The sequence below is a fragment of the Agrobacterium sp. LEGMi-208b genome (assembly GCF_059511785.1).
Window position 1 is genome coordinate 876,594 of the sequence record NZ_CM183445.1, and the last position, 14,044, is coordinate 890,637.

At 62.2% G+C, this 14,044-nt stretch carries 10 protein-coding genes; 2 read left to right on the top strand and 8 right to left on the bottom strand.

Annotation, left to right across the window (positions count from 1 at the left end; translation table 11 throughout):
- Positions 1-91: 91 nt before the first annotated feature.
- Positions 92-1,438 (bottom strand): TldD/PmbA family protein, encoded by a 1,347-nt coding sequence (locus AC5YUO_RS04400; RefSeq protein WP_496154381.1) that lies wholly within the window; start codon positions 1,436-1,438, stop codon positions 92-94.
- Between the two features lie 115 nt (positions 1,439-1,553).
- On the opposite strand from AC5YUO_RS04400, the gene AC5YUO_RS04405 reads away from it, so the two are divergent.
- The gene (locus tag AC5YUO_RS04405) at positions 1,554-3,383 is read left to right on the top strand and encodes a monovalent cation:proton antiporter-2 (CPA2) family protein (RefSeq protein ID WP_496154382.1); all 1,830 of its coding nucleotides are present in this window, start codon (positions 1,554-1,556) and stop codon (positions 3,381-3,383) included.
- Positions 3,384-3,584: 201 nt separating this feature from the next.
- Here the strand turns inward: AC5YUO_RS04405 and AC5YUO_RS04410 are convergent, their stop codons facing one another.
- The 3 genes from AC5YUO_RS04410 to AC5YUO_RS04420 all read right to left on the bottom strand — a co-directional run bounded on the left by AC5YUO_RS04410 (position 3,585) and on the right by AC5YUO_RS04420 (position 7,197).
- Positions 3,585-4,511 (bottom strand): patatin-like phospholipase family protein, encoded by a 927-nt coding sequence (locus tag AC5YUO_RS04410; protein ID WP_496154383.1) that lies wholly within the window; start codon positions 4,509-4,511, stop codon positions 3,585-3,587.
- 189 nt (positions 4,512-4,700) lie between these two features.
- Complete coding sequence (rsmD, locus tag AC5YUO_RS04415) at positions 4,701-5,258, bottom strand: 16S rRNA (guanine(966)-N(2))-methyltransferase RsmD (RefSeq protein WP_496154384.1); 558 nt, start codon at positions 5,256-5,258, stop codon at positions 4,701-4,703.
- Positions 5,239-7,197, bottom strand: a complete 1,959-nt coding sequence (locus tag AC5YUO_RS04420; RefSeq protein WP_496154385.1) for a pseudouridine synthase — start codon at positions 7,195-7,197, stop codon at positions 5,239-5,241. The genes rsmD and AC5YUO_RS04420 overlap by 20 nt, the downstream gene beginning before the upstream one ends.
- Before the next feature lie 71 nt (positions 7,198-7,268).
- Here AC5YUO_RS04420 and AC5YUO_RS04425 point away from each other — a divergent pair, with 71 nt between their 5' ends.
- Positions 7,269-7,727, top strand: a complete 459-nt coding sequence (locus AC5YUO_RS04425) for a nucleoside deaminase (protein WP_400820239.1) — start codon at positions 7,269-7,271, stop codon at positions 7,725-7,727.
- Positions 7,728-7,775: 48 nt separating this feature from the next.
- On the opposite strand, the gene AC5YUO_RS04430 is transcribed toward AC5YUO_RS04425, so the two are convergent.
- The 4 genes from AC5YUO_RS04430 to AC5YUO_RS04445 form a co-directional block, all read right to left on the bottom strand.
- Positions 7,776-8,420 carry a hypothetical protein gene (locus AC5YUO_RS04430; protein ID WP_496154386.1) on the bottom strand — a complete coding sequence of 215 codons (645 nt, stop codon included), beginning with the start codon at positions 8,418-8,420 and terminating at the stop codon, positions 7,776-7,778.
- A gap of 201 nt (positions 8,421-8,621) precedes the next feature.
- Positions 8,622-11,591: an isoleucine--tRNA ligase gene (gene ileS, locus AC5YUO_RS04435; RefSeq protein WP_496154387.1), complete on the bottom strand. Its 2,970-nt coding sequence runs from the start codon at positions 11,589-11,591 to the stop codon at positions 8,622-8,624.
- A 280-nt stretch (positions 11,592-11,871) separates the two neighbouring features.
- A complete protein-coding gene (locus tag AC5YUO_RS04440; protein ID WP_496154388.1) occupies positions 11,872-12,852 on the bottom strand; it encodes a bifunctional riboflavin kinase/FAD synthetase in 981 nt (326 codons plus the stop codon).
- A gap of 47 nt (positions 12,853-12,899) precedes the next feature.
- On the bottom strand, positions 12,900-13,748 hold the full coding sequence (locus AC5YUO_RS04445) for a TIGR01459 family HAD-type hydrolase (RefSeq protein ID WP_304982229.1): 849 nt from the start codon (positions 13,746-13,748) through the stop codon (positions 12,900-12,902).
- Positions 13,749-14,044: the final 296 nt, after the last annotated feature.

Here is a 14,044-nt window from a genome sequence, read left to right on the forward strand (position 1 = left end):
TGCCGTCTTTTCCGCGCGCCTCACCCGGCGCGCCCGTTTTTCTTTTCGCACTTGCACACAAAGCGCTGGCGAAAACAACCCGCGGGCCGCCTCACTTGCCCGCGATCGTCATGCCTTCGATGGCGAGCGTCGGGGCGGCGACGCCGTATTTGCGGTCGATATCGTTAGCCGGCGTGACCCGCATGAACATGTCCTTCAGGTTCGAGGCGATGGTGACCTCGGAAACCGCGAAGGTCTTTTCGCCGTTCTCGATCCAGAAACCGCTTGCGCCGCAGCTATATTCACCCGTGATCATGTTGGCGCCGTGGCCGATCAGCTCGGTGACGTAAAAGCCGGTTCCGACCTGTCGCAACAGGTCCTCCGGCGAGAGATCGCCCGGCTCCAGCGCCAGATTGGTGGAGGCTGGCGAAACCGCCGTGCCGCCACGCACGCCGCGACCGTTGGTTTCAAGGCCGAGTTCCCGCGCCGCCGAGGTGGACAGGAACCAGTGCTTCAAAACACCGTCCTCGATCATCGTCATCCTCTCGCCGCGCACGCCCTCGCCATCGAAGGGACGCGAGGACGGGCCGCGCACGATCTGCGGATCGTCGGTGAGATAAAGGCCCTTTTTCAGAACCTGCTGACCCATTTTGTCCCGCAGGAAGCTGGTCTTGCGGGCAACCGAGGCGCCGTTGATGGCGCCGGCAATCGCGCCGACGAAACCGCGGGCGATGCGCGGATCGAACACCACGGTGATGTTGCTGCCGGTATCGACCTGACGCGGTCCGACACGCCGCACCACTTTTTCACCCGCGCGCCGGCCGATTTCTTCGGCGGCATCGAGATCGGCATAATAAAGGCGGCTATCGAAATCGTAGTCGCGCTCCATCTTCGTGCCTTCGCCGGCGATGACGCTGACGGAACGGCTGAAGCGGCTGCCCATATAGCTGCCGGAAAAACCGTGCGAGGTGGCAAGCACCAGGCCGCCCATGCCGCTCGATGCGCCGGCGCCTGAGGAATTGCTGACGCCCTTGACCGCAAGTGCTGCCTCTTCCGAAGCAAGGGCGGCCTCGCGCAGTTGATCCGCCGAAACCTCGGTCGCGTCAAAAAGCTCAAGATCGTCGTAGGAGGTCGCCAGCCGTTCCTTGTCCGCAAGGCAGGCAAAGGGGTCTTCCGGCGAGACCTTCGCCATGGCCACCGCCCGTTCCGCCAAGGTCTTCAGATCGAAGCCCGGATTGGCGGAAACGCTCGCCACCCGGCGGCCAACGAAGACGCGCAGGGAAAAATCGTCGCTTTCGGAGGATTCGGTGCTTTCCACCTTGCCAAGCCGAACGCCGACCGATTGAGAGCGGGAGCGGACGACAACGGCATCCGCTTCATCCGCGCCGGCGGCGCGGGCAAGATCGACAAGCTGGCTGGCGCGATCGAGAAGTTTGGAAGAATCTATTTCTGAGGACATGAGTTGGCCTTTCATTCCTGTTCCATTTATTGTGCCAGCAACCCCGCATCAAGGGCGAAACGCCGCTTTCTCCATCGGCAAGGCTTTTCGCCACCCTATTCGAAAGTCCGCCCGCATGACCGAGCACGACGCTCTCTTTTCCGAACCCCTGCTGCTTCTGGCCGGCGCGGTCATCGCAGCCTCGGTTTTCCGCAAGCTCGGGCTCGGCACCGTGCTGGGTTATCTGGTGGCGGGCATCGTCATCGGCCCGTTCCTGCATCTCGTCACCGATGCGAAGGACATCTTCAACGTCTCGGAACTGGGCGTCGTTTTCCTGCTCTTCATCATCGGGCTGGAACTGAAACCGTCGCGCATCTGGCAGATGCGGCGCGATATTTTAGGGCTCGGGCTGGCGCAGGTGCTGGTAACGGGCAGCGTGCTGGCGGCGATTGCCTGGTGGGCGGGGCTGATCGATGCACGCGGCAGCCTTGTCGCCGGTTTCGGCCTTGCGCTTTCCTCCACCGCCTTTGCGCTGCAAATCCTTGCCGATGACGGCGACATGAATACGCGGCACGGCAACCGGTCGTTCTCGATCCTGCTGTTTCAGGATCTCGCCATCGTGCCGCTGCTTGCGCTCGTCACCATTCTCTCCAACCGCCCGGATGTGCCGACGGATTCCATGGTGTCCGATCTTGTCGCCTCCGTCATCGCAGTGGCGGGCATGGTGCTGGCCGGGCGTTATCTTCTGACGCCTATGTTCCAGATCATCGCCCGCACGGGTGCGCGCGAGGTGATGATCGCCGCCGCCCTCTTCGTCGTCATCGGCGCCGCCGCCATGATGGAGGCGGTGGGCTTGTCGATGGGCATGGGGGCGCTGCTGGCGGGGCTGATGCTATCGGAATCCTCTTACCGGCATGAGCTGGAAGCCGATATCGAGCCGTTTCGCGGACTGCTTCTGGCGCTGTTCTTCATGGCTGTCGGCATGTCGCTGCATGTCAATATCGTCTATGAGCACATTGTGCTGATCCTGATCGCCGTGCCTGTCATGATGGCGGTGAAGGCGGCGCTGATCTATGGCCTCTGCCGTATCGCGGGCTCGTCGCGTTATGCATCGAGCCGTATCGCGCTGCTTCTGGCGCAGGGCGGCGAGTTCGGCTTTGTGCTCTTCACGACGGCGGCCGCCTCCGGGCTGTTTCCGCAGGCAACCGCCTCGATCCTCGTTGCCGTCGTCACGCTTTCCATGGCGCTGACGCCGCTGCTGGCCGTGGTTTCGCGCCGGCTGATGGCGGAGGATGCGGAAGAGGACAAGCTGGAAGAGGATTTCGACGGGGCGGGTGCGGATGTGCTGATGATCGGCTTTTCCCGCTTCGGCCAGATCGCCTCGCAGATCCTTCTGGCCGGCGGGCGGGACGTGACCGTCATCGACAGCTCCGCCGACCGCGTCCGTCAGGCCGCCCGTTTCGGCTTCCGCATCTTTTTCGGCGATGGCACCCGCAAGGACGTGCTGATCGCCGCCGGCATAGAACGAGCCGATCTCGTGGCGGTCTGCACCCATAAAAAGGAGGTCACCGATCGTATCATCGACATGATCCAGTCGGAATTTCCGAGCGTGCGCATCTATGCCCGCTCCTATGACCGCGTACATTCCCTCGACCTCCGGAAAAAGGGCGTGGAATATGAAATCCGCGAGACGCTGGAATCCGGCCTCCTGTTCGGCAGGCGGATCCTTGAGGGGCTGGATATGGATGGCGAAACGGCGCTGGCGATTGCCGACGATATCCGCGAACGCGACGAGGAGCGGCTGGAGCTTCAAGCCGTCGAAGGCCTCGCGGCCGGACGGCAGATGCTGCACAACAAGCCGGTGCGCGAAGTGAAGCCGGAACCGCTGATGAAGCCGAAGACCAAGGCGGAGAAGTGGGAGGAGGAAGAGGATGCGGAGGACAGCGAGACGGAAGTTTCGCTGTAGTTCAAGGAATTGGCTGGGAAAGTACCACTTGTTTCTTCTCCCCGCCGGGGAGAAGTCCGCGGCAGCGGGATGAGGGGGCAAGGGTGCGGTCTATCGCTGGCGTTGCCCCCTCATCCGACCCTTCGGGCCACCTTCTCCCCCTTGGGGAGAAGAAAGGGGCGGTACCCGCGCTTTCCCGGCGAATATTCAAGGAAGTAACGCTCAGGCCTCGACACCCTGCCCGCGGTGAAACAGCTCCACCTGCATGTCGATCTGCCGTTTCAGATCGTCCTTGATGCCGGCCGATGCGTTCAGCACCTCCTCGGACTTCAGGAAGTCAAGCACACCGAAACGATGCACTGGCGGGCGCAGGAAGATGTGCGGCGGGCGCAGCCTCAGCTTCAGGGCGATTGCCGCCTGCATCATAAGCTGGCTGGCGCCGAACAGGCTGTCCAGCCGGTTCGGCATGGTGGTGCCGTCACCTTCCGGGCCGCCGACGACATCGACACCGATGACGATATCGGCGTGGTCCAGTAGATGCTCATAGGGCACCGGATTAAAAATGCCGCCGTCGATCATGATGCGGCCATCGATGCGCACCGGCATGAACAGTGCCGGAATGGCGGCGGATGCCGCCAGCGCCTGAATGATCTCGCCGCTTTCCACCAACACTTCGGTCTGGGCGTAATAATCCGTGGTTATGACTTTGAGCGGAATGGCGAGCTCCGAAAACTCCTTCGGCAGAGCCTGCGGCATCAAGGCGTGCAGGATGAGTTCGAGGTTGAACTGGCCTAAACGAAAACCGTCCACCGCATGGCGCATCGATGCCGGGCCGAGGCTCCAGAGCCGGTTGGCGACCGAACCCTTCCGCCCCATGAGCTCAAGCGTATATTCACGGATTTCGCGGCCGGTCATGCCGGCCGCCATGCCCGCGCCGATGATGGAGCCGATGGAAGAACCGGAAATCACCACGGGCCGGATGCCGAGTTCGTCCAGCGCCTCGATGACGTTGATGTGGCAGATGCCGCGTGCGCCACCGCCGCCGAGCGCCAGCCCGAAAGTCGGCTCGTGGCCAACAGTGCCGTCACCATCGAGAATTTCTTCCCCGGCGCGGACGATCGTGATGCTTTCGTTTACACCCTGCTCCATGCGAATACCCAAATTCTCTCCACGGCAAAGACTCTGCCTATTCGGCAAACAAGACAAGACCGTGGCGTGACGGGAAGCTGTTCCCGTTAGAGCGTTTTCGCTTTTCCCCGAACTCGCGAAAACACTCTAACTCTTTGTCCTGTCGCATTTCCGGATGGAAAACCGGGCTCCAGTTTTGCTGGAAATGCCTTAGGGCTCGTAGCGGTAGAAATGCATTTTCGTGTCGCCGAAGATGCGGCTTTCGAGCGGTTTGAAGACCGGATCAACCTTCACCATGACATCGCCACGCTCTTCCAGGATAGCGAGCGCGCCGGGGTTCAGCCAGCCGCCGCCATGCGCTGCCGCGAAAGCCTTCTCGCCATGACCGTGGCCATAGGGCGGATCGGCGAAGAGAAGATCGAAGGGCTCGATATTGTTGACCCCGCCGAGCTTGGTGGCATCACGCCGCAAAATGCGGGCGCGGCCGTGCAGACCCAGCGCATCGATATTTTCCCATAACAGCCCCCTGCCCTCGACGCCATTTTCGACGAAGAGCGCCACCCGGCAGCCGCGCGACAGGGCTTCCAGCCCCACCGCGCCGGTTCCGGCAAAAACGTCCAGCACGCGCGTACCGTCAAGACTTTCCGGATAGGCGTGGCTCAGGATGTTGAAGAGGCTTTCCCGCGTCCTGTCGATGGTCGGACGAATGGAATTCGATTTCGGCGCGGCCAGTGTCCGGCCGCGGAACTCACCGCCTACGATCCGCATTACGTGTCATTCCCCTGCCTCCAGAAGGTTTGCCACCCGGGCCTTTGCCGCCCGGCTTGCCGCCGCCGGGGCCATTGCCGCCGGGGCCTTTGCCCTTGCCCGAAAAACCCGAACGCTCGCCGGGTTTACCGAAGGACGGTTTGCCCGATGCGGGCCTGCCGCCGGGTTTTGCGCCTCTCGGCTTGTCGCCGAAAGGCCGTTCGCCGCGTGGACGGTCACCATCTTCACGCGGACGATCGCGGAACGGCCGATCGCCAGACGGCTTTTCGCCACGGGCGGTGCGATCGCCGAAGGCCCTTTCGCCCCGCGGACGGTCGTTGCGCGGGCGATCACCGTCTTCGCGGGGCCGGTCACGGAACGGGCGGTCGCCGAAAGATTTTTCACCGCGCGCAGGGCGATCACCGAAACTCTTTGCACCGCGTGCAGGGCGCTCGCCACGGGGCCGGTCGCCGTCTTCACGCGGGCGATCCCCGAAAGGCCGATCGCCGAAAGATTTTCCGCCGCGTCCACCGCGATCGCCAAAGCTCCTTTCGCCGCGGCCAGGACGGTCACCGCGTCCGCGGCCACTTTCTTCTTCACGGGGGGAGTCCGAACGAATCCACTCGCCTTCGGCGTCAGCATGCCGCACGACGTTACGACGCGCTTCATCCTGAGCGGACGGCTTCTTGAACAGGCTTTCGGCTTCAGCGCGGGCAGACGACTTGCGTTCCTTGCCGTCGCGGGTGGGCTTTGCACCGGGCGCCATCCAGACATTGGCGGTGCGGCTGGTGCCGGCGGGCTGGCGGGGGCGACGGTCATCGCCCTCTTCGTCATTGCGGCCCTTGCCACCGAATTTTCCGGCAGGCTTGGCACCGAACTTGCCGGCGGGCTTGTCGCCACGCTTGGTATCGAGGCGTCCGAGCGCTTTTTCGCGGCGGTCTTCCGGCTTGCCGGCAGCCTTTTCAAAACGCGGCCTGCCTTCCGGCGCGTCGCTCTTTGCCCATTCAGACTTGGCGCGCTTGACTGGCGCTTCTTCCTCATCCTCAACAGATGTGTTGTAGATCGGCGCATCGAAATTGGCGCCGGCCTCTTCGATCAAGCGCGGGCCGAGCTGGTCGCGCAGCATGCGGCCGCGCACTTCCAGCACCTTGCCCTCGGGCAGATCGCCCAGCTGGAATGGACCATAGGAAATGCGGATCAGGCGGTTGACCTCAAGACCAAGCGCGCCGAGCACGTTCTTGATCTCACGGTTCTTGCCTTCGCGCAGACCCATGCTGATCCAGACATTGTGGCCCTGGGTGCGGTCGAGCGTCGCATCGATCGCGCCATAAAGCACGCCGTCGACGGCAATGCCTTCCTTCAGCTTGTCGAGTGCGGCCTGATCGACCTCGCCATGGGCGCGCACGCGGTAACGGCGCAGCCAGCCGGTGGTCGGCAGTTCCAGCACGCGGGAAAGGCCGCCATCATTGGTCAGCAGCAGCAGGCCTTCGGTATTGATATCGAGGCGGCCGATGGAGAGCACGCGCGGCAGTTCACCCGGCAGATTGTCGAAAACCGTCGGACGGCCTTCCGGATCGGAATTGGTCGTCACCAGACCGGCGGGCTTGTGGTAGAGCCACAGGCGCGTGCGCTCGGCGCCGCGAATCGGCATGCCGTCGACTTCGATCTTGTCGGACAGCGTGGCGTTCACCACCGGCGTATCCAGCTTGACGCCGTTCAGCGACACGCGGCCTTCCATGATCATGCGCTCGACATCGCGGCGCGAGGCCACACCTGCGCGCGCCATGATTTTCGAGATACGTTCCGGTTTACCGCCGCCAACGACCTCTGCCGCGGGGGCAGCCTTGGCTTCCGCCGGTTTCTTTTCGCGCTCTGCGGCGGGTTTACCAGGGCCTTTCGGCTTCCTGTCGCGGCTAAATGTCTTGCCGCCGTCACGCTTCGGCTTGTCTTTAAAAGTCATTTGCTGTTTGCCTGTTGTTTGGGCTGTCCTATCAGGTCCAAGCACAAGGGTTAAGAGGAAATTGAAACGCAATGGCCGAAAGGACGCATTTCATGGAACTGGCGCTTGTCGAAGCCCGTGCCGCGGCTGAGCGGCAGGAGGTTCCGATCGGCGCGGTACTGGTTCTGGACGGGCGCGTCATCGCCCGTTCCGGCAACCGCACCCGTGAATTGAACGATGTGACGGCTCACGCCGAAATCGCCGTGATCCGCATGGCCTGCGAAGCGCTGGAACAGGAACGCCTGCCCGGCGCCGATCTCTACGTGACACTGGAACCCTGCACCATGTGCGCGGCGGCGATTTCATTCGCCCGTATCCGCCGGCTCTATTACGGCGCGGAAGACCCGAAGGGCGGCGCGGTGCATAATGGCGTGCGCTTTTTCAGCCAGCCGACCTGCCACCATGCGCCGGACGTCTATTCCGGGCTGGCGGAAAGCGAAAGCGCTGAAATCCTGCGGCAATTTTTCCGCGAAAAACGTCTCGACGATTGAGCGGCCGGCGGGAGGCTCAATTTTTCCCGCAGGCCATCAGCCCTTTGTTTACTGGAAGGGGTTCCACCAGCTCTTGCCGGTGTTTGCCACGGCCGCTTCTTTCTTGCGGCGCTTTTCCTTCTTCTGCTCCGGCTCGCCGAGATCGGTCAGCTGGTCCTGCGGGACGCTGCGATATTCAACCGGCGGGTCGGTGAGGAACTTGCGCTGGGCGTTGACGACGGAACCACCCTGGGCATCGGCCTTCGCCTTGCGGAAGGCTTCCCATTTCTGGGTTTCGGTCATCTGGCCGGCCGTGCCGTTGCCGGCAAGCAGCGGCGAGCGGTAATGCGGGTTGTTCTTGTTGGCATCCGCCTCTTCACGCAGGCGTTCGCGGGTTTCTTCCGGCGATTCGACCCATTGCGGATTGTTTTCGCGGCTTGCCATGTTGCGCTGCGGCTCGGCCAGCTGTTCGGCCCGGGTCTGGGCGGGAACGACGAGGCCCGGACGCGGGCTGTATTTCAGGTTGCGCTTTTCCTGGTCATTGCCGGTGATCGAGGTCGCATTGCCGAGATCGTCGACAAGCTGCTCAGCCGCCGTCTTGCCTGTACCATAGGTCGGGCTGGTGCAGGCACCGAGCAGCACGCCTATCGTCGTGACGCCAACAACCGTGCGAAACATGCCCAAACCCTGCGCATTACCCTGCATCGTCTTCATTGAAACCCTTCCAGCCGTCCGTCCCACTTCGCCAGACATCGTCTTTCGGCAGGCGGCAGCCCGCATTGCCGTGCAAATCCGGCCATTTTCAGGCAGGTGTACCGGATGAAGAGGCAAAGCGCAATTCATCCGGTCATTTTCATCGCGCATCGGCCCGAAACCCGGAATCGGGTTTCGACAGGAACGATGCGCAGCTTCGGATCATCCGAGGGCTGCAAGCTCGCGCAGCGCGGCCGCATCGCGGGCGGAAACCTCCGGATAGGCCGGATCGGAGCCGACATCGGTGGTGATGCGCCAGGAACGGGCGCATTTTACGCCTTCCGCCAGCTTCTGCTCGACCACGACCTTTGCTACCTCCGGCAAACGGAAGCCATCGGCCGGGCCTTCATCACCCACCACCGAGATGGCCGAGGTGATGCAGATTTCCGCGAAATCCTGCCCCTTCAGCGCCGCCAGCAGATCGGCATCGGCGATGTGGACGACAGGCGCGGCCTCCAGCGAGGAACCGATGCGCTTTTCACGGCGCTCGACTTCCAGCGCGCCGGTGACGACGGTGCGGACCTTGCGGATTTTTTCCCACTTCGCTTCCAGCGCATCGTTTTTCCATTCCGCCGGGATTTCCGGGAACTGGACGAGATGCACCGATTCCGCATCCGGATAACGCGACAGCCACGCTTCCTCTGTCGTGAAGGGCAGCATCGGCGCCAGCCACGAGACGAGGCAATCGAAGAGTTTGGCGATGACCGAGAGGGCCGCCCGGCGCTTCAGCGATGACGGCGCGTCGCAATAAAGCGTGTCCTTGCGGATGTCGAAATAGAAGGCCGAAAGCTCGACATTGGCGAAATCCACCAGCGCGCGGGCGATCTTCTTGAACTCGAAACCGTCATAACCTTCGCGCACGACGCCATCCAGTTCGGAGAGGCGATGCAGCACCAGCTTTTCCAGCTCCGGCAGATCGTCATAGGCGATCTCCTCGCCCTTGTAATGGGCAAGGGTGCCGAGCATCCAGCGGATGGTGTTGCGCAGCTTGCGATAGGCATCGACATTGGTCTGGATGATGGCCTTGCCGAGGCGCTGGTCATCCCAATAATCCGTGGTCATGACCCACAGGCGCAGGATATCGGCGCCCGCGTCCTTCATGACTTCCTGCGGCGAGACGACGTTGCCCTTGGACTTGGACATCTTCTCGCCCTTCTCATCCATGGTGAAACCATGGGTGACGACGGCGTTATAGGGCGCACGGCCGCGCGTCGCGCAGCTTTCCAGCAGCGACGAGTGGAACCAGCCGCGATGCTGGTCGGAACCTTCGAGATAGACATCCGCCGGCCACTTCATGTCCGGGCGGTCTTCCAGCGTGAAGGTGTGGGTGCAGCCGCTGTCGAACCAGACGTCGAGGATGTCCATGACCTGCTGCCAACGGGCATGGTCGTGATCATTGCCAAGGAAGCGCTCCTTGGCGCCTTCGGCGAACCAGGCGTCCGCACCTTCGGCCTCGAAGGCCTCGAGGATGCGGGTGTTGACGGCCTCATCGACCAGAACCTCGCCCTTCTCATCGGCGAAGACGGCGATCGGCACGCCCCAGCTGCGCTGGCGCGACAGGACCCAGTCGGGCCGGCCTTCGATCATGGCGCGCAGGCGGTTCTGGCCGGAAGCCGGGACGAAGCGCGTCTGATCGATGGCATCAAGCGAACGCGAACGCAGCGTCGTACCGTCGCCCAGTTCCTTGTCCATATAGACGAACCATTGCGGCGTGTTGCGGAAGATGACCGGCTTCTTGGAGCGCCAGCTATGCGGATAGCTGTGCTTCAGGCGGCCACGGGCAAAGAGGTTGTTCTCCGCGATCAGCGCCTTGATGACACGGTCGTTGGCATCGCCCTTCTTGCCGTTATCGTCCATGACGCGGGCAGCGCCGCCTTCGGCGGATGGGCCGAAACCGGGGGCGTCTTCGGTGTAGAAACCATCATCGCCAACCGGGAACGGGATGGCCGACGAAACGCCGCGCGCTTCCAGCTCACGCTGATGCGCGGTCCAGACGTCAAAGTCCTCACGGCCGTGGCTCGGCGCGGTGTGCACGAAACCGGTACCGGCATCGTCGGTGACGTGATCGCCTTCGAGAAGCGGAACGTCAAAATTATAGCCGAGGTCAGCAAGTGGATGAGCACAGCGTAGGTTCTTCATTACGGTAGCCGGCACATCATAAAGGCGTTCCGCTTGCAGCTTGGCTTTTGAGAAACTCTCTTCGGCCAACTTGTCAGCGAAAATCATTCGCTCACCCGGCTGAGGACCAAAAGCGTTTTCAGCAGCAGTTATGCGATATAGACCATAGCTTACTCGCGACGAAAACGAAATCGCTCGATTGCCCGGGATTGTCCAAGGCGTCGTTGTCCAGATAACGACAAAATCGCCGGGAAAAACACGATGCATTTCGGCATCCGTTGGTGTCTCAGATAGTTGAACACCTCCCCATTTTGGCCCCGCACCGCCAACACCGTACTTCACCGGGAACTTCACCCAGATCATGTCGCTCTCGACATCCGCATATTCGACTTCGGCTTCCGCCAGCGCCGTGCGTTCCACGACCGACCACATGATGGGCTTCGAGCCGCGATAAAGCTGGCCGGTGCGGGCGATCTTCAGCAACTCGCCGGCGATGCGGGCTTCGGCGTGGAAGTTCATCGTCGTATAGGGGTTTTCAAAGTCGCCCTCGATGCCGAGACGCTTGAACTCTTCCGACTGGATGGCGATCCAGCCGCTCGCGAATTCACGGCATTCCTTGCGGAATTCGTTGACAGGGATGTCGTCCTTGTTCATCCCCTTCTGGCGATATTTTTCCTCGATCTTCCATTCGATCGGCAGGCCGTGGCAGTCCCAGCCCGGAACGTAATTGGCGTCGTAACCGCGCATCTGGAACGAGCGGGTGATGACATCCTTCAGGATCTTGTTCAGCGCATGGCCTATATGGATATTGCCGTTGGCATAGGGCGGGCCGTCATGCAGCACGAATTTCTCGCGGCCGGCGGCGGAGGCGCGCAGGCGTTTGTAGAGGCCCATCTCCTGCCAGCGCTTCACCGTTTCCGGTTCTTTCTGCGGCAGGCCGGCGCGCATCGGAAAATCCGTCTGCGGCAGGTAGAGGGTGGAGGAGTAATCCAGTTTTTCTGCGGTGTCGCTCATAATCGTACCGTTGTTGCGCGCCGTGTCGGTCGCGCCGTCTCAATTTCAAAGAGGGCAAATACGGAAAGCGCCATGACAAAAGTCATGACAAGCGCCAAAATCCCGGACCTTCCGGCTCGTCAGAGCGGGCGGAAGGCCGGGCCAATAATTCGGCCAATCTGAGTTTTAAACATCAACCGGTATTGGGACATGGCCGGTTGTTTATGCGGTTTTCCGGCAAAAAGGAAGAGAAAAGCGACGGCACTACCGGCCGGAATAGGGGCTGACCGACCTTACCCGGTCAGAACGCGATCCCGGCATCCAGTTCGCTGAGCGGACGCACGCCCGCGAGCATCGCCCTCGCCTCTTCTTCATCGCGCCTGATCTGGGCGACGAGCGGATCGAGACCGTCGAATTTCAATTCATCGCGCAGGTGCCCGAAGAAAGAGACCGAACAGACCTCGCCATAGAGATCGCCGGAAAAATCGAAGACGAATGTTTCGAGCAGCGCCGCACCGTTTTCGGTGACGGTCGGGCGGTAACCGAAGCTTGCCACGCCATCGCGGATCGAACCGTCCGGGCGGCGGAACCGCACGGCGTAGATGCCGGCCTTCAGTTCCGTTTCCGGCGCCAGCGCCATGTTGGCGGTGGGATACCCCAGCGTGCGACCGAGCTTCTGGCCGCCGATGACTTCGCTTTCCACCGTGAAGCGATAACCGAGCAGGCCTGCCGCGCCCGCCACGTCGCCTTCGCACAGAAGCGAGCGGATGCGGCTGGAAGAGACGACGTCCGAGCCTTCGTCACGGAAGGCATCCACCAGCGTCACGTCGAAGCCATGGCGTTTGCCGGCCTCCATCAGAAATGCCGGCCCGCCCTCGCGGCCCTTGCCGAAATGAAAATCGAAGCCGGTGACGACAGCGCTGGCATAAAGCCAGTCAACCAGGATGGACTGGACGAATTCCTCCGCCGAGCGCTGCGAAAATTCCCGGTCGAAGGGATATTCGATGACGGAGCGAAAACCGATGGCCTCGAGAATGCGCGCCTTCAAAGGCGCGGGCGTGAGGCGAAAGACCGGCGTATCGGGACGGAAGATGGAACGGGGATGCGGCTCGAAGGTCAGCACCAGCGCGGGAACGCCGCGCGCCTCCGCCAGTTCCAGCGCACGGTCCAGAACCGCGCGATGGCCGCGATGCACGCCGTCGAAATTGCCGATGGCGATGACGCCGCCGCGAAGAGCTTCCGGCAGCGGCTCCTTTTTTTCATTGCGGTGAAAGACGGTCATGGCAATCGATCCATTCCTGCGCCAGCTATTCCTCAGGCGAGATGTCCTCAGGCAAGGCGGGGCATCCACCAGCCGGGAGCAGCACCCTGACCCTTCAGATAGGCGTTGAGAAGCGCCTCGTCCGTCTGGCCGTTCAGCGTATATTCGGCGGCGTGAATGCCGCCGCTGATATAAAGAAGGTTGAGACCGCTCGCAATCGCGCCCTTCACATCCGTCGGCATGCCGTCGCCGATGGCAAGCACGCGATCCTTGGCGAAGGCGCCGCGTACCTCTTTTGCCGCCGCAAGGCAGGCCTCATAGATCGGCGCATGCGGCTTGCCGGCAATGCGGACTTCGCCGCCGAGCTGTTCGTAATAGGCGGCCATGGCGCCGGCGCAGGGGATGATGCGCTCGCCGCGCTCCACTACGAGATCGGGATTGGCGCAAATCATCGGCACATTTCGGGCAATGAAGCCCTTGAGCATTTCGGTATAATCCTCGGGCGTTTCCGTTTCGTCGTCGAAAAAGCCGGTGCAGACCACGGATTGCGCTTCCGCCTCGCCGACGCGCTCGACATCGAGACCGTCGAGCAGCGGCAGATCCCGCTCCGGGCCGAGCAGGAAGACTTTTTTCGGGCCTTCCGCGATCAGGCCGCGGGTGACATCGCCTGAAGTGATGATACGGTCATAGGCCTCGTCAGGCACGCCGAGAACGCGCAGCTGGGCGATGACGCCGGGAGCGGGGCGCGGCGAATTGGTGATGAGCACCACCGTCTTGCCGGCCTTGCGCGCTTCCCGCAGTGCAACCGCCGCATCCGGAAAGGCGCTGACGCCATTGTGCAGCACGCCCCAGACATCCGAAAGAATAACGTCGAACCCATCAGTGATTTCGCCGAGGGTGAGAATGCGATGGGCCATGAGATGCTTTCCGGCTGCGAGAAGAGGGTGAGCGTCACATCGCAAAGCGGGACGCCGATGGCAAGGAAAAAAGCGCCGCCAGGCCGGTCCTTGGCCCGCCTGACGCAGCATGAACACAAATGCCCCTTAGATGCGATGCGGCCGCAACGGGCAAAAAGAACGACGTCTGCGCGCCCGTCCTCGCATGGGAAATTTCTGTCATGGAACGCTGATAACCATAAGCCATGAAATTTTTCAGACAGGGCGTTCTTGACTCCGGCAGAAGCCCTCCTTATCTCGGTTCCGCTGGCACTCGA